We start from the raw sequence: 23,104 nt of genomic DNA, 5'->3' as shown, positions 1-23,104 counted from the left end.
CCGACCGGACCTCCCCGACGACCTCCCCGACCCCCCGACGACCCCCCGACGAAAGGAAAGGCCATGTCTGACGCGCGTCACAGCAGGCGCCAGTTCCTCCAGCTCACCGGGAGCACCGCTCTGCTGGCCGCCTCGGGCGGCCTGCTGACAGCGTGCGGCTCGCCGTCACCCCAGGCGAGCCCGCAGGGCGGAACGCGCAAGGCGGTCTTCCCCGCCTACGTCCCGTCCGGCGTTGTCAAACCCGACCTGCCGGCCACCGCCGACGGCGTGCTGGCCGCCTACTACACCTACCCGGCCAAGCCCGTCACCGCCTTCACCGACAAGCCGGGCGAGGGGCTGGGCGAGGTCAACGTGCTGACCAACATGTTCAACCCGGTGCCCCCCGGCCCGGACGCCAACCGGTTCTGGCAGGAGCTGAACACCCGGCTCGGCACCACGCTGAACATCACGATGGCGCCCGCCGTCGACTACGTGAGCAAGCTGTCCACCGTCGTCGCCAGCGGCGACCTGCCCGACATCCTCATGCTGTCGGCCAGCCTGGCCAACCGCTCGCAGATCCTCACCCGCCTGTGCGCCGACCTCAGCGACCTGGTCTCCGGCGACGCCGTCAAGAACTACCCGTTCCTGGCCAACATCCCGCGTGACTCCTGGCTGACCACCGCCTACCAGGGCGGCGTCTACGCCATCCCGATCCCGCGCGCCATCGTCGGCACGATCATGTTCGCCCGCTCCGACCTCATCGCCGAGCGCGGCCTGAGCGGCGAGCCCAAGAGCTACGACGACTTCCTCGCCCTGGCCAAGGGCCTGACCGACCCGGCGAAGAACCGGTGGGCCTTCGGCAGCGCCAAGGGTGTCATCATGTACGTCGGCACCATGCTCGGCGTGCCCAACACGTGGCTGGAGGAGGGCGGCAGGTTCACCTCCGAGCACGAGGTCGAGGGCCGCAAGGAGGCCATCGCCAGGACCGCCGAGATGGTCAAGGCGGGCCTGTTCCACCCCGACGCCATCGGCGCCAAGCTCAACCTGCGCGACCTGTTCGGCAACGGCACCATCGCCCTCAACTCCGACGGCTACGCCGCCTGGGACATCCTCGCCGACACCTACAAGGTGGACGTCGGCGCGGTGGTCTCCCCGGGCCCCGCCCGCGCGGGGCAGGCGAACTTCGCCATCACCGCGTTCAAGAAGACCGACCCCGACCGCCTGGCCAAGCTGCTGCGCATCTGCGACTGGCTGAGCGCGCCGCTCGGCACGAGCGAGTACATGTTCCGCAAGTTCGGCGTCGAGGGCACCCACTACACGATGAAGGACGGCGCGCCCGAGCCGACGAGCCTCGGCAAGGCCGAGGTCAAGCTGCCCCTGGAGTACGTCGCCGACGCTCCCCACGTGCTGGGCCCGCGCCCCCGCGAACGGGTAGACGCCCAGCGCGCCTACCAGGAGCGCGTCGTGCCCGGCATCGTCCGCAACCCGGCCGCCGCCCTCTACTCCGAGACCGCCGTCAACAAGGGCGGCACCCTCATCAAGATCATCGATCAGGCCGAGCTCGACATCGTCTTCGGCCGCAAGCCCGTCAGCCACTGGGACGACGTCGTCAAGCAGTGGCGCAGCCAGGGCGGCGACCAGATCCGCCGCGACTACGAGACCGCGCTGGCCAAGGGCGACTGAGCGATGGCGCTGGACGTGAAATCCCCACCGGCCCGCCCGGCCGCCCCGCCGCGGCGCGCGACCCCGAAGGCCTCCCGGCTGCGCAGGGACGGGCTGCTGCTCCTGCTCGGCGTGCCGGGCCTGCTCGTGATCCTGCTGTTCCACTACGTGCCGATGCTCGGCAACGTGATCGCCTTCAAGGACTATCAGCCCTTCCTGGGCATCTGGGAGGCGCCGTGGGTCGGTTTCGAGAACTTCCGGGTGATCTTCAACGGTGACCCGGCGTTCCTCAACGCGCTGGTCAACACGCTGCTCATCTCGCTCGTGCAGATCGTCTTCGTCTTCCCCGTGCCGATCGGGCTGGCGTTGCTGCTCAACTCGCTGGCCGGTGCGCGGGTCAAGCGGCTGGCCCAGTCGATCCTCTACCTGCCGCACTTCATGTCGTGGGTGGTCGTCGTCGCGATCTTCCAGCACATGCTGGGCAACGCGGGTCTGCTGAACACGTTCCTGCGCTCGCACGACCTGGCGACGCTGCCGCTCCTGGGCAACCCCGACCTGTTCCTGGCCCTGATCACCTCGCAGGTGATCTGGAAGGACGCCGGCTGGGGCACGATCATCTTCCTGGCCGCGCTCTCCCGCGTCGATCCCGAGCTGTACGAGGCCAGCGCCATGGACGGCGCCTCCAGGACCCGCCAGCTCTGGCACGTGACACTGCCCGGCATCCGCGGCGTGATCGTGCTGATGCTCATCCTCAAGCTCGGCGACGTGCTCACCGTCGGGTTCGAGCAGATCATCCTGCAGCAGGCCATGGTCGGCACCGAGGTGTCGGAGGTGCTGGACACCTACGTCTACACCTACGGCGTGGTCGGCGGCAACTGGGGCGTGGCCGCCGCGGTCGGCCTGGTCAAGGGGCTGGTCGGGCTGGTGCTCGTGCTCGGCGCCAACAAGGTCGCGCACCTGCTGGGCGAGAGGGGGCTGTACTCCAAATGATCATTCGTACCGTCAAGGGCTTGGTCGTGGCCGCCTGCTGCGCGCTGGTGATCCTGCCGTTCCTCGCGGTCTTCTCCACCAGCCTGGCCGACCAGGCGCAGGTCACCGCCACCGGCGGCTATGTCCTGTGGCCGGACCGGCCCAACCTCGACGCCTACCGGGCCATCCTGGCCGGCGGGGTCGTCACCCGGGCGCTGGTGGTGTCCGTCGGCGTCACGGTCGTCGGGACGCTGCTGTCGCTGACGTGCATCACGCTGCTGGCGTACTCGCTGAGCCGGCCGGGCTCGCTGCTGCACCGGCCGATCCTGCTGGCCGTGCTGTTCACCTTGCTGTTCGCGCCCGGCATGATCCCGATGTACCTGACGATCAAGCAGCTCGGGCTGCTGGACTCCTACTGGTCGCTCATCCTGCCGGGGCTGGCCAGCGGGTTCCAGATCATCATCATGCGGGCCTTCTTCCAGGAGATCCCGGGCGAGCTGATCGACGCCGCCCGCATCGACGGCGCCAGTGAGCTGCGCATCCTGCTGCGGGTCGTGCTGCCGCTGTCGAAGGCGGTCATCGCCGTCGTCGGGCTGTTCAGCGCGGTGGCGTACTGGAACGCGTTCTTCAACGCCATGCTCTATCTCAACGACACCGAGAAATGGCCGTTGCAGCTGGTCCTGCGCACGTACGTGGTCGACAACAGCGCGCTCGGCGTCGACGCGGCGGACCTGTCGGGCGGCTTCCTGCCCCCTCCCCAGTCCATGCAGATGGCGATCCTGGTGCTGAGCCTGGTCCCCATCGCGATCGTCTACCCGTTCCTCCAGAAGCACTTTGCCAAGGGCATCCTCATCGGCGCGGTGAAAGGCTGACACATGAAGATCAACGAGGACCGCCGTCGGATTCTGTCGGTGTTAGGCGCGGGCGGCGCGGCCGCCATGGCGCTGAGCGCCACCCCCGCGCAGGCCGCCAAGCGCGACGTCCGGCAGATCGCCGGCGTCACCGACCTGCGCAACACCCCCGGCCAGCCGGGGGAGCAGATCTACCTGCTGGGCTACCACCAGGCCGGGCCCGGCGTGACGCCCACGCCGGGCCGCGGCGGCGGCGACCTGTACTGGGACGAGACGAGCACCGCGCCCGACGACGGCGGCACCGTCTTCGCCGTCGCGGGCGTGGCCACCGGCCGGTGGAAGCGGCCCGTCGCCGCCACCGTGGACCTGGCCTGGTACGGCTGGCGCGGCACCGGCGCCGACGACGACACCCAGCGCCTGCAGAGCGCCGTCGACGCCCTGCCCGCCGGCGGCACCATCGAGATCGGCCCCGGCAAGGTGCTCGTCAAGAAGACGATCTCGGTCAAGCGCGTGCCCATCACCTTCGACGGCGCCGGCCACACCGACAGCCTGGACCACGGCACCCAGATCCTGCTCGACACCGGCGCCGCCGACGGGTTCGTGCTGACCGGCGTGCACGGCGGCGGCTTCCGCAACCTGCAGATCCGCGGCCTCGGCCTGAGCGGCGGCGCGATGATCCGCACCGAGCGGGCCGGGGCGGCCAAGGAGGACGGCAACTACATGCTGGCCTTCACCAACGCCCGCTTCCGCGACGGACACAACGGCCTCGTGCTGCGGGCCTGCAACACGGTCAGGTTCCAGAACTGCGTCTGGAACACCTTCACCGGCGACCAGGTCATCCTGCTCAACGGCGTCGCCGACGACCAGCGCGCCGACCCGGTCGAGTTCGTGCAGTGCGGCATCGCCGCCGGCAGCGGAAACAAGGTCACCGACAACGTGGTCATCGACGGGCTCGGCGGATCGATCAAGTTCATCGCGACCGCCATCCTGTTCGGGCGGCACGGGCTGTGGATGCGCAACACCACCGGCAGCACGGCGCTGCCGAAGTTCGTCTACTTCGAGGGTGGCGGCTTCGAGAACGGCCACGGCGTGCCCGTCCTGCTGGAGGCGGGGGCGCAGGCCCAGTTCGCCAACACCTACATCTCCGCCGACGGCGAATTCGACAACGTCCGGGTCGGTCCCAAGTTCGTCGGCGGGGTCACCTTCACCGGCTGTGTCATCCGCGGCGCCGGCCGCAACGGCATCGACGTCGCCTCCGCCCGTACCACCGTGACCGGCTGCCTGATCGGCAACAACGGCCGGATGGCGCACCCCGACTTCGCCCGGCAGATCAGCTCCGTGGCCGGGAACGGCTCGGGCGGCGTCCGCGTCACCACCTCCGCCCCGCACGGCTGGGAGAGCGACGACCGCGTCACCGTCACCGGGATCACCGGCCTGGACGGCGCGTGGACGATCCAGGTGGTCAGCGCGACGGCCTTCGACCTCAAGGGCGCCGAACCCGGCACGTACACGGGCAGCGGCCAGGTCTACCGGCACGGCGCCGGCATCAACATCCGTGCGGAGGCCACCCGCGTGGTCGTCACCGGCAACGCCATCGGCGGCTTCGTCGGCGACGGCGTCAACCGGCAGGACTACGGCATCGTCAGCGCCTCGCCCGACGTGCTCATCACCGGCAACGACCTCAACGGCAACCACGCCGGCGCGTACGCCCTGACCGGCGCGCAGACCGCGCAGACCCGCGCCACCGGCAACAAGGGCGTCCAGCAGATCGACGGCTGGCTGACCGCGCGCATCGACGGCGCCGTCACCGACGGCCTGCACGACCTGTCCAACCTGCTGTACGCCGACGGCCAGCGGCTGCGCATCGTCCGGGTCTCCAGGAAACTGGGCGCGGGCGCCTGCCAGGTGCGGCTGGACGCCGACGGCGACAGCGCCGGCGGGACGGCGACGGGCGCGACCACCACGTTGCAGTCCACGACGCTCACCTCGCCGTACGTGGTGGACGGCACGTCGGTCGCCAGACGGCTGCAACTGCGCGTGCTCGGCAGCACCGGCGCCAGCGGGCTGGTGGTGCAGTTCGGCTACCAGGTGATCGCCTGACCGGACGGCCCTGGGCGCAGCGCGTACCCGCACTCAGGTACGCGCTGCGCCGTCAGCCGCGCAGGGTCGTGGTCCGGCTCCCGCCGGCGTAGGCCACCCGGCGGTACCACTCGTTGGCCAGCAGCTGGGCGCGGGCCTGCTCCGGCAGCGAGGTCAGCAGCGTCATCGAGGCCCCGCGCCCGACCTCCGACTCGTGCGCGTGCATCGCCGCCCACTTGCGCTCCGCCCACGGCCCGACGTCCAGGTGGGCGGCGATCTGGTCGTCGGGGACCCCCGGCAGCGTCTGGCCCGGGTCCGGGGGCGCCCCGAAGACCGCCTGCCAGTGCGACACGACGACGGAGCGCGGGATCGTGGCCAGGTAGACCGCTCGGGGCCGCCACGGCTCGCCCGTGCCGGGGTAGAGCTGGTCGTATCCGGCCGCCTCGACCGCGGCCAGGGTGGCCCGGTGGGCGTGCACGTGGTCGGGGTGGCCGTAGCTGCCGTAGCCGTCGTAGGTGAGCACGACGTCGGGCCGGACGTCCCTGATGTGCCCGACCAGCCGCTCGACCGTCTCCTCCAGCGGCACGTCCACGAAGCGCGGGGCGCCGGGGGCGGACTCGGGCTTGCGGGCGTCGGCGTAGCCGAGCAGTCTCGGGCTGCCGGCGCCGAGGAGGTCGAGGGAGCGTTCCAGCTCTCCGGCCCGCCCCGTCCCCTCCGCCCAGGTGCAGGTCACCACCGCGGTCCGGGCGCCCTCGTCGGCGTATCTGGCCAGGGTCCCGCCCGTCCAGATCGCCTCGTCGTCCGGGTGGGCATGTACACACAGGAGCCCGAAATCCACCGTTGTCCCCCTGTAAGGCATGATCGAGGTCGTTCATCGTAGCGGCCCATGCGAAACCGGAGGAACCCGTATGCCCCAGCTCCTGCCGCCGGTCGTCGCGCGCGGCTCGTTCGGCAAGGCGCCGCAGCCCGTCCTCACGTCGGAGCGGAACCTGCTGCTGAGGCCCTGGGCCGCGGCGGACGCCCCCATGATCGTGGACGCTTTCAGCGACCCGGCCACCCGGTACTGGCACGGCCGCTCCGTGGAGTCCATCGCCGAGGCCGGCGACCTCATCGACGACTACACCCGCGGCTGGAGCGAGGAGACCAGCGCGAACTGGGCGGTGGTCACGGACGAGGGCGAGGTGCTCGGCCGGGTCGCGCTGCGCACCATCGACCTGGAGCAGGGAGAGGCCGAGGTGGCGTACTGGATGCGGGCCGCGGCGCGCGGGCGGGGCGCGGCGCCGGCCGGCGTCCGCACGCTGAGCGCCTGGGCCTTCGGCATCGGGCTGCACCGCCTGTTCCTCAACCACTCCGTCCGCAACCCGGCCTCCTGCCGGGTGGCGGAGAAGGCCGAGTTCGCCCTCGAGGGCACCAGGCGCAGCGCCTACCTGCACTCCGACGGCTGGCACGACGTGCACCTGCACGCCTTGGTCGGTCCGGAACCCGGGTAGGTCCCGGAGCATGCCGGCCTCGGCGATGCGCCGCTCGGTGCGCGCCCCGGTCGGTCGTGCGGGCCATGCCCGGCGGCGGCGTGGAGCCCGGCGGGCCGATCCGGCCGGGGTGGTGAGCCGGAACGGGCGTCCCGCTCGGTCAGCGGCGGCCGCGGAAGGTGCGGCGCAGGTCCTCGACCCACTCCCCGGGGATCTCCCACGGGATGAAGTGCCCGCCCCGGTCGTGCACGGTGATGTTGACGTGGTTGTACCAGGCGGCCCGGTCGCCGTCGAGGAAGCCGCGCACCCGCTGCTCGCCGGTCGTCACGCCCGGCGGGTTCTCGTAACCGACGAACGTGATGCCCGTGGGCGCCTCGACCACCGGCCGGCGGTCGTGCGACGGCGTCCACGGGTAGCGGTTGTTGTTGGCGTAGGTGCGGATCGAGGTGTCGATCGCGTCGCCGGCCCAGAAGATCGTCGCGTGGGTGAGCAGGTCGTCCTTGGTGAACACGCTCTCCAGGTCCCCGCCGTTGTCGGACCAGCGGGCCCAGCGCTCCAGGATCCAGGCCAGCATGCCGGCGGGGGAGTCGGCCAGCCCGTAGCCCAGCGTGGAGGGGGCCAGCACGTGCGCCGCCAGGTGCACCGCGAAGCGCCGGTCCAGCTCCAGGATCCGGGCGCGCACGTCGGCGGGCAGGCCCTCCGGGACGGGCATCCCGCCGCTGAGGTCCCAGGCGCGGTCGCCGTTGAACATGGTGAGCTTCTGCGCCGAGCCGATGTGGATGCCATGCAGCTCGCCGGCGTACTTGTGGCCGAGCTGACCGGTGACCAGCGCGCCGACGTCGCAGCCCGCGGCGGCGTACCGGTCGTGTCCGAGCACGCCGGTCATCAGCTCGTGCCAGACCTCGGCGATCTTCCAGAAGTTCATGTCCGGGTGGTGCGGCAGCGGGGTCGAGAACCCGAACCCCGGCAGCGACGGCACGATCACGTCGAACGCCTCCGCCGGGTCGCCGCCGTGGGCGGCCGGGTCGGCGAGCGGGTCGATGACCTTCGACCAGTGCCAGAACGTCCACGGCCAGCCGTGGCTGAGGATCAGCGGCACCGGGTCCGGGCCGACGCCGGGCCTGCGCATGAAGTGCACCGGTACGCCCCCGACGTCCACGCGGTAGTGCTCGTAGGCGTTGATCGCCCGCTCGGCCGCGCGCCAGTCGAACCCGTCCGCCCAGTACGCCACCAGCTCCCGCAGGTAGTCGGCGCGCACCCCGTAATAGCCGTCGTCGTTGCCCGCGTCCAGCGGCCACTTCGTCCTGGCCAGCCTGTGGCGCAGGTCGTCGAGCACCTCGTCCGGCACGTGCAGCGGCACCGGACGGAGGGGGAACGGTCGGGTCGGCATGGAAACTCTCCTCCTGGCCCTTCGGGGGCGCGTCAGTCTTCGAGGCGGGCGGCGATCTCGGTCAGGCGGGCCAGGACGCGCGCCGAGCCGGCCAGTGCCACGCGCTCCTCGTCGCTCAGGTGGTCCACCAGGCGGGACAGCCTGGCCACCCGGTCCGCGTGACGGGAGCGGACGACGTCCCTGCCCTCCGGGGTGAGGTCCAGCAGGACGGCGCGCCCGTCGCGGGGGTCGGGGCGGCGTGACACCAGCCCGTCCCGCGCGAGGTTGGCCACCAGGCTCGTGAGCGCGGGCTGCTTGAGCTGCTCGGTCGCCGTCAGATCGGTCAGGCGCAGCGGGCCCCTGCGATCGAGCGTGTGCAGCACGGACAGGGCCGAGAAGCTGAACCGCCGGACCGAGGGCAGCCGGATGAAGTACGCGTTGAAGTCCTCGATCACGGTGGCCAGCCCGTCGAGGTCGACCACAGGGCGGTCCGGCGAAGGCGTCACGTCGTATTCATATCAAAGTTCGATGTAATTCTGACCGGAAGGATGCCGTAAACAATCCGTAAGCGATCTCCGCGAAGCTGAAGGCACATCAGGGCACCACCACGGAAACACCGGAAGGACGAACCCCATGCGTACGTTCAAGCTCCAGGTCCAGACCACCGTCGACGGCTACATGGCCGGCCCTAACGGGGAGATGGACTGGATGAAGATGCCGTGGAGCGACGACATCAACACCTACATCGACGCGCTCACCGAGCCGGTCGACTGCATCGTGCTCGGCCGCAAGCTCGCCGAGGGCTTCATCCCGGCCTGGGCCTCCGAGCCCGAGCACGAGTCCAAGGAGTCCATCGACTGGATGAACAACACGCCCAAGGTCGTGGTCTCCAACACCCTCACCGAGTCGCCCTGGGCGAACGCCACCGTCGCGGGCGGCGACCTGACCGAGATCGTGAACCGGCTCAAGGCCCAGCCCGGCGGCGACCTGATCGCCTACGGCGGCGGCACCTTCGTCTCGAACCTGATCGCCAAGGGCCTGCTCGACGAGCTGCACCTGTTCGTCAACCCGACCGCGATCGGCGCCGGGATGCCGGTCTTCCCCAAGCTCGACACCAACCAGCGGCTCCGCCTCGTCACCGCCCGCGCCTTCGAGTGCGGGATCACCGCGCTGCACTACGAGCCGGAGCGCTCCTGAGCCGTCAGCTGCGGCTGTCGTAGTCCCGCCTCGCCGCGACCAGCGACGGGATGGCGCGGCGGGCCCACTGCGCCAATGCCTCCAGGGGCTCGCGGATGTCCTCGGCCAGTGGCGTGACGGCATATTCGACGCTCGGCGGCGAGTCGGGGCGGACGGTACGGGTGATCAGGCCGTTGCGTTCGAGGTTGCGCAGGTTGAGCGTCAGCATGCGGCGGCTGATGCCCTCGATCGCCCGCTCGAGCCGGCTGAACCGGCGCGGCCCAAGGCCCAGCTCGACCAGGATCTGGATGCACCACTTGTCGCCGATCAACGCCAGCACCTGGGGGAGCGGGCATTCGTCGACCTGGTCCGTTACCGCGGTGTTCCGTCGCGACAAGAAAGTGCCTCCTTCTCAACGGGTCGAGCATGCCGCAGGATGGGTGCCGTACGCGCTGGAGCGCCGCGCCCGCTACGTCACCGCCGTCCTGGACGACCTCGGCCTCGACCGCGCCGCCTTCTGGGGGGTACTCGCTGGGCGCCATGACCGGCTACGCGGTGGCCGCGAACGCGCCCGAGCGGCTGACCCGGCTGGTGGCCGGCGGCTTCGACCCGGACGGCCGGCGACCCGGCCGCGCACCGAGCCACCTACGACATGTTCTCGCGCGAGCCCGGCCTGGGCGGCGAGCTGGCGGCCTCCGGGGTGCCGACGCTGATGTACGCGGGCACGGCCGATCCGTGGCACGACCCGATGCGGGACTACGCGCGGGCCCACGGCGTGGGGTTCTTCCCGGTCCCCGACGCCGACCACGGCGGGGCCCTGCGGCGGACGGCCGAGGTGCTGCCGCGCGTGCTGCCGTTCCTGGGGGCCGCTCCGTGAGAAGATCGAGATCATGATTGGACTGCCTGGCTCCAGCCGCCCGGGCGCTCACGCCCGCGCGACGGCCACCGACGCCTCTGTTGCCGCTGTGAGGGTGGGTACGGTCGAGTGCTGAGCATGCCCCGAATCGACGACGCCTCCGGACCGGCCGCGAGCCTGCGGGCCGCGTTCTTAGGCGGACCCGAGGGCCCGGGCCGCGACCCGCGCCCGGCTGCGCCGACTCCGGCCACGGCGGCCCCGGCCACGGCGGCCCCGGCCACGGCGACTCCGGCCACGGCGACTCCGGCTACGGCGGTCCCGGCCGTAGCCCGCCCGGCCGAGGCGGCAGCGGGACCGGGCGAGACGGTAACGGGACCGGTTGCGGCGGGCCGAGCGGAGATGGGCCCAGCGGAGCCGGGCGGTCCGAGGATCGGCGGTCTCGACGCGGGCGGTCCTGAGGCGGGCGGGTCCGAGGCGGGCGGGTCCGAGGCGGCCGGGGTCGGGGCGATCGGCGGGTTGCGGCCGCGCCACCGTCCCGGTGACGGCGGAGACGTGCCCGCCGCCGACGTCGGCCTCGTGGAGGCCCTGGCCCCGCGGGTCCGCCGCACGGTCGCCGCCTGGCTGCTGGACGGGCCGTCCCCGGCCACCCGCCAGACCCGCCTGCAGGTCCTGGCCGCGTTCCTGCGCTGGCTGCACGCCGTGGAGCCGGACCTCGACCCCCTCGCGGTCACCGGGGCCCACCTGGACGCCTACTGCGCCGGCGCGCTCGCCGGCACCCTCACCATCGGCGTACGCACCCCCGGCAGGCCCCTCGCCCCGGCCACCGTGGCCAGGAAACGCGCCGTGCTGTCGTCCTTCTACACCCACGCCTGGCGCAGCGGCGCCGTCCGCCACGACTCCGTGCCCGGCGAGACCCGGACGCTGACCCGGGAGGACCGGCGGCAGCTGCGCCGGGGCATCGCCCGGCTGGCCGCCGACGGCCGCCCCGCCGAGGCGGCTGCCGTGGCGCTGCTGGAGGCCACCGGCGCCACCGCCGACGCCCTGGCCGGCCTGACCCTGCAGGACCTGCGGGCGGTGAACGCCGGCGAGCCCGCCATCGTGACCGTGCACGACGGCCGTGGCGACCTCGTCGCCTTCCCGGTGCCGGAGCCGGTCCGCCCGCTGCTGCGCGCCCTGTCGTCGGCCCGGACCCCCGGGGAGCCGCTGCTCCGGCGGGCCGACGGGCAGGCCGTGGACGTGCGGTGGCTCAGGGCCGCGCTCACCGACGCCGCGCTGGCCGGCGGCATGCCGAGGGCACGGGCCGAGCTGCTGGACCCGTACCTGATGCGCGCCACGACCGTGACCGAGCTCCTGCGCGGCCGGGCCACCTGACCGGACGACCACCGCGCACGTCATGCCCCCGGGAGGCGAAATGGGAGCATCCGGCGGAGAATCGGGCGGGATCCGCTCGTCGCCGGTGGTGTTCGCCGCGGGGGCGGCCGTGGGCACGCTGGGCGGGATGATCGGCCTGGGCGGCGCGGAGTTCCGGCTGCCGCTGCTCATCGGCCTGTTCGGGTTCGCCGCGCTGGCGGCGGTCATCGTGAACAAGGCCATGAGCCTGGTCGTGGTGGTCACCGCGCTGCCCGCCCGGCTGGCGGCCGTCCCGCTCGCCGAGCTGGGGGCCTACTGGACGGTCGCGGTGAACCTGCTGGCCGGGAGCCTGGTGGGGGCGTGGGCGGGCGCGTCCTGGGCGGTGCGGATGCGGACCGCCACCCTGTACCGCGTGCTGGCCGGGCTGCTGGTGCTCATGGCCGCGGCCCTGGTCCTCACCCACGTCACCGTCCTGGGCGCGGTGGCGCTGCCCGGCCCGGTGCGGGTGGTGGCGGGGATCGCGGCCGGGTTCGGCATCGGCGTGGTGGCCGCCATCATGGGTGTGGCCGGCGGGGAGCTGCTGATCCCGACGATCGTGCTGCTGTACGCCGTGGAGATCAAGGTCGCGGGCAGCCTGTCGCTGCTGGTGTCGCTGCCCACGATGCTGGTGGCCTTCGCCCGCTACAGCCGCGACAGCAGCTTCGCCGTCCTGGGCGCCAACCTGCGCTTCACCGCGATCATGGCGGCCGGCTCCGTCGCGGGGGCGCTGCTGGGCGGCCTGCTGCTGGGCGTGCTGCCGGACGCGGTCCTCATCCCGGGCCTGGCCGTCATCCTGCTGGTCTCGGCGGTCAAGCTGGCCCGCCAGGCCGTGCCGGAACCCGGCGGGAAGATCGCTGGGAGCGGTACGGCCGGGTGATGGCATCACCCCTGGGGAAGGCCGTCCTGCCGGTCGCCGTGATCGCGGTGCCGGCAGGGTGCGGGCGGCTGCCGAGCGGGGAGCCGGTCGATCGACGCAGTCGCCCCCCGCCGTGCTGCAGGGGTCGTCAAATGTTCTTTTCGTGCGTTTACGGCCGCACATAAGGTGACGAGCATGCGTTTTGGAGTCTTGGGACCGCTGGCCGTGTGGACCGACGCGGGGGATGCCGTCACCATCCCCGGTCTCAAGGTTCGGGCCGTCCTCGTGGACCTGCTCGTCCACGAGGGCCGTCCGGTGTCCGTGGACCAGCTGGTCGACGACCTGTGGGGGAACGAGCCGCCGGGCAATCCCGTGGGGACGCTCCAGGCGCGCGTCTCACAACTGCGCAAGGCCCTGGAGGACGCCGAGCCCGGCGGGAAGAACCTGGTCGTCTCCCGCGCCCCCGGCTACCAACTGCGCCCCGACGACGGGGCCGTCGACGCCACCCGCTTCACCGCGCTGCTGGCGCGGGCCGAGGCCGCCGACAGCCCCAGGACCAAGGCGGGGCTCCTGGCCGATGCGCTGGCGTTGTGGCGGGGCTCGGCGTTCGCGGACTTCGCGGACGAGGAGTACACCAGGTCGGCGATCCTCCGGCTGGAGGAGCAGCGGTTGTCGGCGTTGGAGCAGCACGCCGAAGCGCGGCTGGAGCTTGGCGAGCACGGGCTGCTGGTGGGCGAGCTGGGCGACCTGGTGGCCCGGCATCCGCTCAGGGAGCGGCTGCGTGCCGTGCACATGCGGGCCCTCTACCGCGCCGGACGCCAGAGCGAGGCCCTGGCGGGGTACGGCGAGCTGCGCGACCGGCTGGCCAAGGAGCTCGGGCTGGACCCCGGCCCCGAGCTGGTGGCGCTGCACCAGGCGATCCTCGGGCAGGACCCGGCGCTGAGCGTGCCCGCCGAACGGCCCGTGACGAACCTGCCCGCCTCCGTCAGCAAGCTGATCGGCAGGGACGAGGCCCTGGCGGAGCTGTGCGCGCTGGTCGGGGACGAACGGCTGGTGACGCTCACCGGCACCGGCGGGGTCGGCAAGACCCGGCTGGCGCTGGAGGCCGCGAACCGGCTGGTGGACGGCTTCCCGGACGGGGCCTGGCTGGTCGCGCTGGACCAGGGGTTACGCTTCCCGGCCGAGGCCGTCATGGCGGCCCTGGACATCCGTGAGGACGCCGCTCCCAAGGCCACGGGCGTCGGGGATGAGGCCGGCAGGGCGCTGGCGCATCAGCTGGCCGCCGCGCTCAGGCCCCGGCGGATGCTGCTGGTGCTGGACAACTGCGAGCACGTGGTCGACCAGGTCGCCGAGCTGGCCGAGGTGCTCCTGCGGGCCTGCCCTGACCTGCGGATCCTGGCGACGAGCCGGGAACCGCTGGCCGTGGCCGGCGAGGTGTTGTGGAGCGTGCCGCCGCTTGACGTCCCCACCGCCGCCGACCTGGCGACCATGGCCAGGTCCGACGCTGTCAGGTTGTTCGTGATCCGGGCCGCCGCCTCCACCCGCGGCTTCGCCCTCGACGCGGGCAACGCGGCGGCCGTCGCGCAGTTGTGCAGGCGGCTCGACGGCATCCCGCTGGCGCTGGAGCTGGCCGCGACGCGGGTGCGGGCGCTCGGCGTGCAGGGCGTGGTGGCCCGGCTGGACGACAGGTTCCGGCTGCTGGCCTGCGGGCGGCGCGGCGCCCCGGCCCGCCAGCAGACGCTGACCGCGGTGATCGACTGGAGCTGGGACCTGCTGTCCGAGGACGAGCGCGTGGTGCTGCGCCGCCTGGCCGTACACGCCGACGGGTGCACGTTGGAGGCCGCGGAATCCGTCTGCGCGGAAGCCGGTCTCGATGTGCTCGACCTGCTCGTACGCCTGGTCGACCGCTCGCTCGTGGTCGTCGCGGACGCCCCGGCCGGAGTCAGGTACCGGCTGCTCGAATCGGTGTCGGCGTACTGCGTGGCCAGGTTGTCCGACGCCGGCGAGCTCGACCGGGTACGCCTCGCCCACCTGCGCCACTACCTGGCCCTGGCCGTAGAGGCAGAACCGGGACTGTACGGGCACGCTCAGCGCGACTGGCTGCTGCGCCTGGACGCCGAGGCCGCCAACATGCGGGCGGCACTCGACACGGCCGTCGCCCACCGGGACGGCGAGAGCGCAGCGCGGCTGGTGAACGCGCTGGCCTGGTACTGGGTCCTGCGCGGCAGGCTGGCCGAGGGCAGGCGGTCCCTGGCGACCGCGCTCGCCATCAAGGGGGAGACCGCTCCCGGCCGGGCCAGGGCGGCGGCCTGGGAGGCCGGGTTCGCGGTCATGCTGGGCGAGGACGTCGCGTGGGAGGCGGCGGTCGAAGCAGTAGAGGACCCGGGCGAGAGGGCCAGGGCCCAGCTGTTCGTCGCCCTGCACATCAGGGACATGGCGACCGGGCAGGAGCTGGCGCGCAGGGCGCTGGCCACATTCAGGGCCGTCGGGGACCGGTGGGGCATCGCCGTCGTGCTCAGCAGGCAGGCCAGGGACGCGTTCACGCAGCGGGACGTCGTGGCGCTGGAGCGCGACGGCGAGGAGAGCGCGCGGCTGTTCACCGAGCTGGGCGACCGCTGGGGCCTGCTGCGCGCCACGGAGTGGCTCGGCGGGCTGGCCGAGATGGCCGGCGACTCCGAGCGAGCCAACCGGCTGTTCGGCGAGGGACTGCGCATGGCCGAGGACCTGGGGTTGTGGCCGGAGGTCGCCAAACGCATCGCCTGGCTGGGCTGGATGGCCATGCAGACCACCGACTACGACCGTGCCATCGAGTTCTGCGAACGCGCCATGAAGCTGGCCATCGGGCAGGGTTACAAGGAGGGTGAGACCATGGCCGAGATGGGCCTCGCCTTCTCCGCGCGCCGGGCCGGGCGGCTGGACCTGGCCGAGACGCACCTGCGCCACCTGCTCGAAGGGGTGCCGCGCGACCCGGGCATCGAGCCGGACCTGCACCTGCCGACCACGCTCATCGAGCTGGGCCACCTCACCGAGCTGCGTGGCGACCCGGCCGCGGCCATGGAGCTGCACAGGGAGGCGCTGGCCGCCGCCCGGAAGATCGGCGACCCCAGGACGGCGGCGTGGGCCGTGGAGGCCGCGGCCCACGCCTCTGGTCCGACCGAGCAGGCCGCCAGGCTGCTGGGACTGGCGGCAGCGGCCAGGGAACACAACCAGACTCCCGGGAGCCCGTCGGAGCTGAGCGAGATCGAGCGCGTCGCGGCCGTGGTGCGCGACGCGCTGGGGGAGGAGACGTTCGACGCGGCCTACGAGCAGGGTGCCACTCACAAGCTCGACGAGGCGCACGAGCTGATGACGTGATCTCTAGTCCACCTGCTCGGCCAGGCGGTCGAAGAACTCGATCCAGCCCTCCTTGGCCTGCTCGGCGTGCTCCTGGTCGGTGTTGACGCCGTACTGGTGGAAGCGCATCTCCGTCCGCTCGCCGCCGTCCACCGCCGTGAAGTCGATCGTCACCACGGACGCCGGCCCCTCGCCGGGATTGTCGGGGTCGCCGGTGGTGAAGACGAGCCGCCCTGGCCCCTCCACCTCCCGGTACGTCCCGCCGAGCGTCACCTCGAATCCCTCGTCTCCCACCAGCGCGACATGCCAGCTCCCGCCGGGCCGGGTGCCCAGAGTGATCCGGTCCACCGGAGTGGCCAGCATCCGGGGGCCGAACCACCGCGAGAAGCGCTCGGGCTCGGTCCAGGCGGCCCAGACCAGCTCGCGGGGGGCGTTGAAGAGGCGAGTGATCTCGTATTCGGCGGTCTGGGTCATCGTTCTGCCTTCCGTGCTCGGTTTCGATGACTCCAAGGTGCCGGGCCACGCTTAAGATCCCCTTCTTGTGGGCTTACGCCCGTGACAGGGTGGGCGATGATCACGTGACTGCGCGGTCGTCCACCTGCTGTTCGGCACGGGCTGCGCGGCTCAGAACGGGTCGCCGCCATCGGACGGAGCCGTCAGGGTGCGGGTGTGGCCGGAGGTTCCGTTTCGAGGAACGCCCGGGCTTGCGCGGTGATGTGGTCGCGGCGCCAGATCAGCGTCAGAGGACGGCCCAGGGTGGGGTGGCGCAAGGGGAGGGCGACCAGTCGCGGGCCCAGGCGCCGGGCGGCCGAGCGCGGCATGAGGGCGATGCCGAAGCCGTGCTCGACCAGTTCGGCCAGCAGGGCCAGGTCGTCGGTCTCGGCGCGTACGTCGGGGGTCAGGCCTGCTTCGGCGCAGGCATGCTCCAGCGCGGCACGCAGCCCGGTACCGGGAGTGAGCGTGACGAGGGGCTGCTCGTGCAGGTCGCTGAGAGCGGCGTCGGCGCCGGCGGCGAGCGGGTGGCCGGCGGCGACGGCGATCACGAGAGGCTCATGGCCGAACTCACGGGCGGCCAGCGTCGCAGGCAGTCGCTGCCCGGCGGGACCGGCGGGCAGGCGAGGGCCCGCGGTGCCGATGAGGGCGGTGTCGAGGTCGCCGGCGACCACCTGCTGGACGAGTTGCTCCGGGTCGCCGGTGCGTACGGTGAAGCGTACGCGGGGGTGGCGGCGCCGGAAGTGGCCGAGCCGGTCGAGCAGCGTCGCCGGGGGCGCCGGGACGGTGCCTATGGCCAGGTGTCCCGCCAGGACGCCCCGCAGCGCGCTGACCGCGTCCCGGCCGGTGGCGGCCGCCTGGAGGGCGGCACGGGCGTGGGGCAGGAAGGCCTGCCCGGCAGCGGTCAGCCGGACCTGGCGCTCGGTCCGGTCGAAGAGCTTCTCGCCGAGTTCGCGTTCGAGCTGGGCGATCTGCTGGCTGATGGCGGGCTGGGCGACGTGGACGCGGGCCGCCGCGCGGGTTGCCGCGGTCCTTCGTGTCGAACGCGGCCACCGTCCGGCCGTCCGGCGCGACCTCGCTGAAATTGATGAACACGCCGTCGAAGCGCACCGGCTTGCCGCCCCACCGTGGCCCGCCTCCGGCGCCGGTGACCGGCGATGGCCACATCGGCCAGGTGCACCAGGGGAGCCTCGGTGGCGAGGTCGCCCAGCGCCTCACGCAACCTCGTCATCGCGCCACCTCTTCGATCTGGGGGTCGGACAGCAGATGGATCAGCTCCGGAGCGATCGTGCGCAGGCGGGCCAGCGCGTGGTGCGTCTGGCTCTTGACGTTGCCGACCGGGCAGCCTTGCGGGTGTAGGCCTCGGGGCTGCCGCCCCTGGACAGCCTGCCCCACTGCCCGACAACCTTGACCAGCACACTCTGCAGCAGGTCCTCGGCGAGATGGGCGTCTCCCGTGAGCAGGTACGCGGTCCGCATCAGAGCTTGCTGGCGGGCCGGCACGAACTCGCGGAAGCCGTCGTGACGGTCCAATGTGTTCTCCTCTCGCCCGTTCCCAACGCCATCCGGCGGGCGAAAGGTTGCACCCCGGCCCGCGGCGGATCCCGCCGCGCGTGCCGGTGGTCGCGAACCGTTCAGCGGTAGAGGTCGATCGCGCGCCGCATGGCGTCGCGGACCTGCTCGGGAGAGTCTCCCTGGCGCAGGCTGGTGAGGGCGGCGCCGCCGACCGCGCCGCACATGCCGCCGACCAGGGCCGCCGCGCCCACCCGGTCGAGCTCCTCGGGGCAGGCCCGGAGCAGCGCGTCGGTCAGCTCGGCGTGCGCGGCCAGGAAGCGCTGCAGCAGCCGGCCCTGCGCCGCGGGCGAGGAGGCCAGCACGTCGGCCCGCAGCCGCGCGGGCCCGCCGGCCAGGTCGGCCTCCCAGGTGCGGGCGATCATCTCCTCGATCGCCCGCGCCAGGAGTGCGGCGGGCTCCTCGCCGGGGCGCCGCCCGGCGAGCGCGGCCAGCCCGAGGTCCATCCGGACCTCGGTGTTGGCCAGCAGCACGTCCTCCTTCGTGGGGAAGTGCAGGAAGAAGGTGCGGGTGGACACGTCGGCCGCCGCGGCGATCTCGGCGACCGTGGTCCCGTCGTATCCCTGCCGCTCGAACAGCCTCAACGCCTCGGCGATGAGCGCTTCCCGCGTGCGCTGCTTCTTGCGTTCCCGGCGCCCCGGTTCCTCCACCATAGGGATCCCGATGCTAGTCGCATCGGCCCCCTGGGACGCCGCAAGAGGCGATCAAGGAACTAGCCGAGGCGGGCGAGCTCCTCCGCGCTGAGCTCCAGCGTGGCGGCGGCGACGGAGTCGAGGATGGTCTCGGGGCGGCTGGCGCCGGGGATCGGGATGACCACCGGGCTGCGGGCCAGCTCCCAGGCCAGGCAGACCTGCTGCGGCGAGACGCCGTGCGCGGCGGCGATCTCGGTGAAGGCGGCGTTGCGCTCGCGCAGTTCCCCGGTGCGGCCGATGCCGCCGAGCGGGGACCACGGCAGGAAGGCCAGCCCGAGCTCGGCGCACACGTCGATCTCGGGTTCGCTGGAGCGGAACCGCGGCGAGTACTCGTTCTGGACGCTGACCAGGCGGTCACCCAGGATGTCGTGGGCGAGCCTGATCTGCTCCGGGTCGGCGTTCGAGATGCCGGCCCGCTGGATCTTGCCGGCGTCGTGCAGCTCCTTCAGCGCGCCGATCGTCTCGGCGTACGGGACCTTCGGGTCGGGACGGTGGTGCTGGTAGAGCCCGATGCTGTCCACACCGAGGGCCTTCAGCGAGCGGTCGCACGCCTCCTTCAGGTACGACGGGCTGCCGTCGACGTCCCAGCCCCCCGGGGTGCGGGTGTGGCCGCCCTTGGTCGCGACGAGCACGGTGCCGGCGTCCCCGCCCCACATGGACAGGGCCCGGGCCACCAGGCGTTCGTTGTGGCCGACGTCCTCGTGGGAGGGCGTGTAGGCGTCGGCGGTGTCGATCAGGGTGACACCGGCGTCCAGGGCCGCGAGGAGGGTACGGATCGACTGCGCCTCGTCGGGCATGTGACCGGCCACCGACATGGGCATGGCCCCGAGCCCGATGACCCCGACCTGGAGGTTTCCGATGGCGCGCGTTGGCATGGCGTTGTGCATGGCAACACCTTGTCTGCTGGAGCGCACTCCAGGTCAAGCCGGCCGGGGACACGTTCGGCGAGCGGAGCGCCGATCGCGAGCGGTTCGCCCCGGTCGCGGCCCGCCCTGTCACGTCTCGGCGAGAGCGTCCACCGGCGTCGCCCGGGCCGCCCGCCGGCCGGGCAGGACCGAAGCGAGGACACCGGCGACGGCGGCCACGACGGTGACCCCGAGCGTCTGCGGCACCGACATGGCGAACTGGATGTTCTCGAGGTTCAGCTGGCCGCTGACCGCGTGGGCGCCGATCCAGCCGAAGAACGTCCCGGCGGCGATGCCGACGGCGGCGCCGGCGAGACTGAGCAGGGCCGCCTCGATGGCGAGCATCCAGCGCAGCTGCCGGCGTTGCAGTCCGAGGGCGCGCAGGAGCGCGGACTCGCGGGTACGTTCGAGCACCGACAGGCCGAGGGTGTTGCCGACGCCGACGAGCGCGATCAGGACCGCCACCGCGAGCAGCATGGTGGTCAGCGCCAGCAGCCGGTCCAGGGCCGTGTGGTAGACGGCCTTCGCCGACAGCCCACCGCCGACCTCCGCGCCGGTGAGGGGTTCGACGACGGTACGCAGCTGCGACCGCAGCTCGGTGATGTCGGCCCCCGGCCGGGCTTTCGCCCACACCGTTCCGACCGGGGCGCCGCCGTCGAGGGTCGAGAGGACGCGGGGCGCGACGATCAGCGCGTCGGCGGGTGCGAGGTGGTCGGCCTCGACCGGTAGGGTGACCGACCCGGACCGGCCGGTGACGGTGACCGGACTGCCGGCCCGGATGCCGGCGTCGGAGAGCAGGTACGGGTCGGCGAGGATGACCCCGGCGGTGATCGGCGGGTGCGGGACCGACACCAGGGCCATCGCGTCGGCGTCGGGACCCAGCGCCCGGACGCGCTTCGGTTTCCCGCCGCCTTCGAAGGTGACCCGCGCCGACCGTACCCCCGTGACGTCGGCGATCCCGGCGACCGCGGCGATGTCGTCGGCTGCGCGCGCCGGCAGCGGCCCGTCGAACATCGACACGGTGACGTCGACCGGGAAGCGGGCGTCGAGGTTGCTGTCGGCCGTCGCCTTCATGCTCGCCGCGCCGACCTGGAGGGCGACGACCAGCCCGACGGCGAGCATCAGCGCGGCACCGGTCGCGGCCGCCCGGCCGGGATTGCGCAGCGTGTTGTCGATGGCCAGCCGCGCGGTCGGGCCGGTACGACGCAGGGTCCAGCCCAGGCCGCGCAGCAGCGCGGGCAGGTACAACCCGACGGCGGAGAGCAGCCCGACGGCGCACACGAACGACCCGGCGACGGAGTACAGCAGCGCGAAGGCGGTGTCGGTGAAGCCGAGGCCGATCGCGGCCAGCCCGAGGACGACCATGGCGAGGGAACCGGTGCGGCGGACGAGTGACGTCCGGCGTCCGGTGGCGTCGCCGGCGACGGTGCGGAGCGCCTCCAGCGGTGCGATCATGGCCGCCCGTCGCGCCGGCACCAGTACCGACAGCACCGCGATCGCGACCCCGACGACGGCGACGGCGGTCACCTGCCCGGCCGGCACGGTGAGCGGCCCGCCCAGCACGACCGCGACCACGGCCGAGAGCGCCACGCCGAGCCCGACGCCGAGCAGCGCCCCGGTGGCGCCGATCGCGGTCGCCTCGACGAGCAGTCCGCGCCGGATATGGCCGCGTTGGGCGCCGACCGCCCGTAGCAGCCCGATCTGCCGGCGCCGCTGTGCGACCAGGATCAGGAACGTGTTCACGATCATGATGCCCCCGACCAGCAGGGCGACCGCGCCGAACACCAGCAGCAGGAGCTGGAAGAGGAACACGCCCTGGGTCTTCTCGGCCATCTTGCGCTGGGTGAACCCCGAGGACGTCTCCACCCGGTCGCCTCCGGCCACCGCCTTGACGTCTTCGGCGAGCCGGTCCTGCGGGACCGTGCCGTCGCCGATGACGAGGATCTCGGTCTGCAGCGACGTGTGGATCGAGTCCGCGGCGGAGTAGAACGACGGCGCGACGAAGGAGAACTGCGCCAGTCCGGCCAGCAGCTGGTTGCCCTCGTGGGTGAGGCCGGTGACGGTCAGCGTCGCCGAGGAGTTGCTGTCGTTGATCGTGATCCGGTCGCCGACGCCGAGGTTGAGCTGCCGCGCGGTGAGGGTGGTGAGGACGATCTCGTCGGGCGTCCCGGGCCAGCGCCCCTCGGTCAGGTCGGTCCAGCGCAGCTTCGGGTTGGCCGGCACCGACTGCTGCTGCACGTACTCGGAGGAGCCGGTCACCCGTCCGCGGGAGAGGAAGCTGAGGTCGGCCGAGGCGACCCCGGCCACGTCCGTGATCCGGGCGACCAGGCCGGCGTGCGCGGCCGGGTCGCCCGTGCCGACGGTGACCACGACGTCCGTCCCGGCGGTCCGGGCGATGACGCTCCGCTCGAACGCCGCCGTCTCACCGGCGAGGACGGTGACGGAGGCGGTGAGGTAACCGACGCTGATCATGATCGCGACGACGACGGCGATCACGCGGCGCGGGTTGTGGCGCAACTCGGCGAGCGCTGTGCGGGCCATGGGGAAGCGGGTCTGACGGCCGGTGGTCATGCGGCGAGCCTCCGCATCGCTCCCAGGACCGCGTCCGCGGTGGGGTCGTTCAGCTCGTCCACGATCCGGCCGTCGCTGAGCAGCAGCGCCCGGTCGGCGTACGACGCGGCGATCGGGTCGTGGGTCACCATCACGATCGTCTGGCCCAGCTCACGGCAGGAGCGGCGCAGGAAGCCCAGCAAGGTCGCCGCGGTCTGCGAGTCCAGGGCGCCGGTCGGCTCGTCGGCGAAGACCACCTCCGGTCCGGTCACCAGGGCACGCGCGATCGCGACCCGCTGCTGCTGCCCACCGGACAGCTCGGCGGGACGGTGGTCCAGACGGTCGCCGAGACCCAGCGAGTCCACGACGGCGGCGAGCCGGGCGGGGTCCGCCGGACGGCCCGCGAGATCCAGCGGCAGCAGGATGTTCTGCACCGCCGTCAACGTCGGGAGCAGGTTGAACGACTGGAACACGAACCCGATCCGGTCCCGCCGGACCCGGGTCAGCTGCCGGTCGTCGAGCGCGGAGATGTCCTGGCCGCCGATGTAGGCCTGGCCGCCGGTGGGCCGGTCCAGCCCGGCCAGGCAGTGCATGAACGTGGACTTGCCGGAGCCGGACGGGCCCATGACGGCGGTGAACGTCCCGCGCCCGAAGGCGGCCGTGACGCCACGCAGCGCGGGTACGGCCGTGTCGCCGGTGCCGTAGGTCTTGGTGAGGTCCCGTGCGGCGGCCGCGGATGTCGTGTCCTGCGGCTCTCTGCGGTCCACGGCGGAGCTGTGTGCGGTCATGAAAACCCCGTCTGTCGCTGCTGATTCCGTTGCGTGCCAACGTAGGCAGCCGCGGGCAGGAACAGATCGGTCCACGGTCCGGACCTCGGCACGGCGTCTACGACCGTGGTCGTAGGAC

The 23,104-nt window shown here is 72.6% G+C and carries 21 protein-coding genes; 10 read left to right on the top strand and 11 right to left on the bottom strand.

The window, feature by feature from the left end; translation table 11 throughout:
- Window positions 1-63: 63 nt before the first annotated feature.
- From AB0J69_RS24870 to AB0J69_RS24855, 4 genes are read left to right on the top strand one after another with little or no spacing between them, the layout of a single operon-like run.
- Complete coding sequence (locus tag AB0J69_RS24870; protein ID WP_364121535.1) at window positions 64-1,662, top strand: extracellular solute-binding protein; 1,599 nt, start codon at window positions 64-66, stop codon at window positions 1,660-1,662.
- A gap of 15 nt (window positions 1,663-1,677) precedes the next feature.
- Window positions 1,678-2,631 carry an ABC transporter permease subunit gene (locus tag AB0J69_RS24865; RefSeq protein ID WP_364121533.1) on the top strand — a complete coding sequence of 318 codons (954 nt, stop codon included), beginning with the start codon at window positions 1,678-1,680 and terminating at the stop codon, window positions 2,629-2,631.
- A complete protein-coding gene (locus tag AB0J69_RS24860) occupies window positions 2,628-3,482 on the top strand; it encodes a carbohydrate ABC transporter permease (RefSeq protein WP_364121530.1) in 855 nt (284 codons plus the stop codon). Before AB0J69_RS24865 ends, AB0J69_RS24860 begins: the two co-directional genes overlap by 4 nt.
- 3 nt (window positions 3,483-3,485) lie before the next feature.
- Entirely contained in the window at window positions 3,486-5,561 is a 2,076-nt protein-coding gene (locus AB0J69_RS24855) for a hypothetical protein (protein WP_364121527.1), read from the top strand.
- Window positions 5,562-5,613: 52 nt separating this feature from the next.
- On the opposite strand, the gene AB0J69_RS24850 is transcribed toward AB0J69_RS24855, so the two are convergent.
- Window positions 5,614-6,378: a PIG-L family deacetylase gene (locus AB0J69_RS24850; RefSeq protein ID WP_364121525.1), complete on the bottom strand. Its 765-nt coding sequence runs from the start codon at window positions 6,376-6,378 to the stop codon at window positions 5,614-5,616.
- Window positions 6,379-6,448: 70 nt separating this feature from the next.
- Here AB0J69_RS24850 and AB0J69_RS24845 point away from each other — a divergent pair, with 70 nt between their 5' ends.
- Window positions 6,449-7,030: a GNAT family N-acetyltransferase gene (locus AB0J69_RS24845; RefSeq protein ID WP_364121522.1), complete on the top strand. Its 582-nt coding sequence runs from the start codon at window positions 6,449-6,451 to the stop codon at window positions 7,028-7,030.
- A 139-nt stretch (window positions 7,031-7,169) separates the two neighbouring features.
- On the opposite strand, the gene AB0J69_RS24840 is transcribed toward AB0J69_RS24845, so the two are convergent.
- Both AB0J69_RS24840 and AB0J69_RS24835 read right to left on the bottom strand, forming a co-directional pair.
- Window positions 7,170-8,399, bottom strand: coding sequence for an epoxide hydrolase family protein (locus AB0J69_RS24840; RefSeq protein WP_364121520.1), 1,230 nt, complete (start codon window positions 8,397-8,399; stop codon window positions 7,170-7,172).
- Window positions 8,400-8,431: 32 nt separating this feature from the next.
- Entirely contained in the window at window positions 8,432-8,884 is a 453-nt protein-coding gene (locus AB0J69_RS24835) for a MarR family transcriptional regulator (protein ID WP_364121517.1), read from the bottom strand.
- Window positions 8,885-9,011: 127 nt separating this feature from the next.
- Between AB0J69_RS24835 and AB0J69_RS24830 the strand changes: the two genes are divergently transcribed.
- Entirely contained in the window at window positions 9,012-9,575 is a 564-nt protein-coding gene (locus tag AB0J69_RS24830) for a dihydrofolate reductase family protein (protein ID WP_364121514.1), read from the top strand.
- 4 nt (window positions 9,576-9,579) lie between these two features.
- Here AB0J69_RS24830 and AB0J69_RS24825 read toward each other — a convergent pair whose 3' ends face one another.
- Window positions 9,580-9,951, bottom strand: a complete 372-nt coding sequence (locus AB0J69_RS24825) for a helix-turn-helix domain-containing protein (protein ID WP_364121512.1) — start codon at window positions 9,949-9,951, stop codon at window positions 9,580-9,582.
- 255 nt (window positions 9,952-10,206) lie between these two features.
- Here AB0J69_RS24825 and AB0J69_RS24820 point away from each other — a divergent pair, with 255 nt between their 5' ends.
- The 4 genes from AB0J69_RS24820 to AB0J69_RS24805 all read left to right on the top strand — a co-directional run bounded on the left by AB0J69_RS24820 (window position 10,207) and on the right by AB0J69_RS24805 (window position 16,009).
- Window positions 10,207-10,431, top strand: a complete 225-nt coding sequence (locus AB0J69_RS24820) for a hypothetical protein (RefSeq protein ID WP_364121509.1) — start codon at window positions 10,207-10,209, stop codon at window positions 10,429-10,431.
- Between the two features lie 378 nt (window positions 10,432-10,809).
- Window positions 10,810-11,781 carry a hypothetical protein gene (locus tag AB0J69_RS24815; protein WP_364121507.1) on the top strand — a complete coding sequence of 324 codons (972 nt, stop codon included), beginning with the start codon at window positions 10,810-10,812 and terminating at the stop codon, window positions 11,779-11,781.
- A 40-nt stretch (window positions 11,782-11,821) separates the two neighbouring features.
- Window positions 11,822-12,676: a sulfite exporter TauE/SafE family protein gene (locus AB0J69_RS24810; protein WP_364121504.1), complete on the top strand. Its 855-nt coding sequence runs from the start codon at window positions 11,822-11,824 to the stop codon at window positions 12,674-12,676.
- 174 nt (window positions 12,677-12,850) lie between these two features.
- Window positions 12,851-16,009 (top strand): BTAD domain-containing putative transcriptional regulator, encoded by a 3,159-nt coding sequence (locus AB0J69_RS24805; RefSeq protein WP_364121501.1) that lies wholly within the window; start codon window positions 12,851-12,853, stop codon window positions 16,007-16,009.
- 3 nt (window positions 16,010-16,012) lie between these two features.
- Here the strand turns inward: AB0J69_RS24805 and AB0J69_RS24800 are convergent, their stop codons facing one another.
- From AB0J69_RS24800 to AB0J69_RS24770, 7 genes are all read right to left on the bottom strand, one after another.
- Window positions 16,013-16,462, bottom strand: coding sequence for an SRPBCC domain-containing protein (locus AB0J69_RS24800; RefSeq protein WP_364121499.1), 450 nt, complete (start codon window positions 16,460-16,462; stop codon window positions 16,013-16,015).
- Window positions 16,463-16,644: 182 nt separating this feature from the next.
- Complete coding sequence (locus tag AB0J69_RS24795; protein WP_364121716.1) at window positions 16,645-17,451, bottom strand: LysR family transcriptional regulator; 807 nt, start codon at window positions 17,449-17,451, stop codon at window positions 16,645-16,647.
- Between the two features lie 300 nt (window positions 17,452-17,751).
- On the bottom strand, window positions 17,752-18,012 hold the full coding sequence (locus AB0J69_RS24790; protein ID WP_364121496.1) for a sigma factor: 261 nt from the start codon (window positions 18,010-18,012) through the stop codon (window positions 17,752-17,754).
- 101 nt (window positions 18,013-18,113) lie between these two features.
- Window positions 18,114-18,704, bottom strand: a complete 591-nt coding sequence (locus AB0J69_RS24785; protein WP_364121493.1) for a helix-turn-helix domain-containing protein — start codon at window positions 18,702-18,704, stop codon at window positions 18,114-18,116.
- A gap of 59 nt (window positions 18,705-18,763) precedes the next feature.
- Window positions 18,764-19,630: an aldo/keto reductase gene (locus tag AB0J69_RS24780; RefSeq protein WP_364121490.1), complete on the bottom strand. Its 867-nt coding sequence runs from the start codon at window positions 19,628-19,630 to the stop codon at window positions 18,764-18,766.
- Window positions 19,631-19,738: 108 nt separating this feature from the next.
- Window positions 19,739-22,219 (bottom strand): FtsX-like permease family protein, encoded by a 2,481-nt coding sequence (locus AB0J69_RS24775; protein WP_364121488.1) that lies wholly within the window; start codon window positions 22,217-22,219, stop codon window positions 19,739-19,741.
- Window positions 22,216-22,986, bottom strand: coding sequence for an ABC transporter ATP-binding protein (locus AB0J69_RS24770; protein WP_364121486.1), 771 nt, complete (start codon window positions 22,984-22,986; stop codon window positions 22,216-22,218). Before AB0J69_RS24770 ends, AB0J69_RS24775 begins: the two co-directional genes overlap by 4 nt.
- Between the last annotated feature and the right edge of the window lie 118 nt (window positions 22,987-23,104).

It is taken from the genome of Nonomuraea sp. NPDC049709 (assembly GCF_040674815.1).
Taxonomy (GTDB): domain Bacteria; phylum Actinomycetota; class Actinomycetes; order Streptosporangiales; family Streptosporangiaceae; genus Nonomuraea.
Note: the sequence above shows the minus strand (reverse complement) of the source record. Positions and strands in the feature narration are given on the sequence as shown.

Bases quoted from the DNA above. Each gene is read 5' to 3' on its own strand.
- AB0J69_RS24800 (WP_364121499.1), bottom strand. From the start codon at position 16,462: ATGACCCAGACCGCCGAATACGAGATCACTCGCCTCTTCAACGCCCCC.
- AB0J69_RS24860 (WP_364121530.1), top strand. From the start codon at position 2,628: ATGATCATTCGTACCGTCAAGGGCTTGGTCGTGGCCGCCTGCTGCGCG.
- AB0J69_RS24845 (WP_364121522.1), top strand. From the start codon at position 6,449: ATGCCCCAGCTCCTGCCGCCGGTCGTCGCGCGCGGCTCGTTCGGCAAG.
- AB0J69_RS24785 (WP_364121493.1), bottom strand. From the start codon at position 18,704: ATGGTGGAGGAACCGGGGCGCCGGGAACGCAAGAAGCAGCGCACGCGG.
- AB0J69_RS24820 (WP_364121509.1), top strand. From the start codon at position 10,207: ATGTTCTCGCGCGAGCCCGGCCTGGGCGGCGAGCTGGCGGCCTCCGGG.
- AB0J69_RS24855 (WP_364121527.1), top strand. From the start codon at position 3,486: ATGAAGATCAACGAGGACCGCCGTCGGATTCTGTCGGTGTTAGGCGCG.
- AB0J69_RS24780 (WP_364121490.1), bottom strand. From the start codon at position 19,630: ATGCACAACGCCATGCCAACGCGCGCCATCGGAAACCTCCAGGTCGGG.
- AB0J69_RS24775 (WP_364121488.1), bottom strand. From the start codon at position 22,219: ATGACCACCGGCCGTCAGACCCGCTTCCCCATGGCCCGCACAGCGCTC.
- AB0J69_RS24870 (WP_364121535.1), top strand. From the start codon at position 64: ATGTCTGACGCGCGTCACAGCAGGCGCCAGTTCCTCCAGCTCACCGGG.
- AB0J69_RS24830 (WP_364121514.1), top strand. From the start codon at position 9,012: ATGCGTACGTTCAAGCTCCAGGTCCAGACCACCGTCGACGGCTACATG.
- AB0J69_RS24770 (WP_364121486.1), bottom strand. From the start codon at position 22,986: ATGACCGCACACAGCTCCGCCGTGGACCGCAGAGAGCCGCAGGACACG.
- AB0J69_RS24840 (WP_364121520.1), bottom strand. From the start codon at position 8,399: ATGCCGACCCGACCGTTCCCCCTCCGTCCGGTGCCGCTGCACGTGCCG.
- AB0J69_RS24815 (WP_364121507.1), top strand. From the start codon at position 10,810: ATGGGCCCAGCGGAGCCGGGCGGTCCGAGGATCGGCGGTCTCGACGCG.
- AB0J69_RS24805 (WP_364121501.1), top strand. From the start codon at position 12,851: ATGCGTTTTGGAGTCTTGGGACCGCTGGCCGTGTGGACCGACGCGGGG.
- AB0J69_RS24810 (WP_364121504.1), top strand. From the start codon at position 11,822: ATGGGAGCATCCGGCGGAGAATCGGGCGGGATCCGCTCGTCGCCGGTG.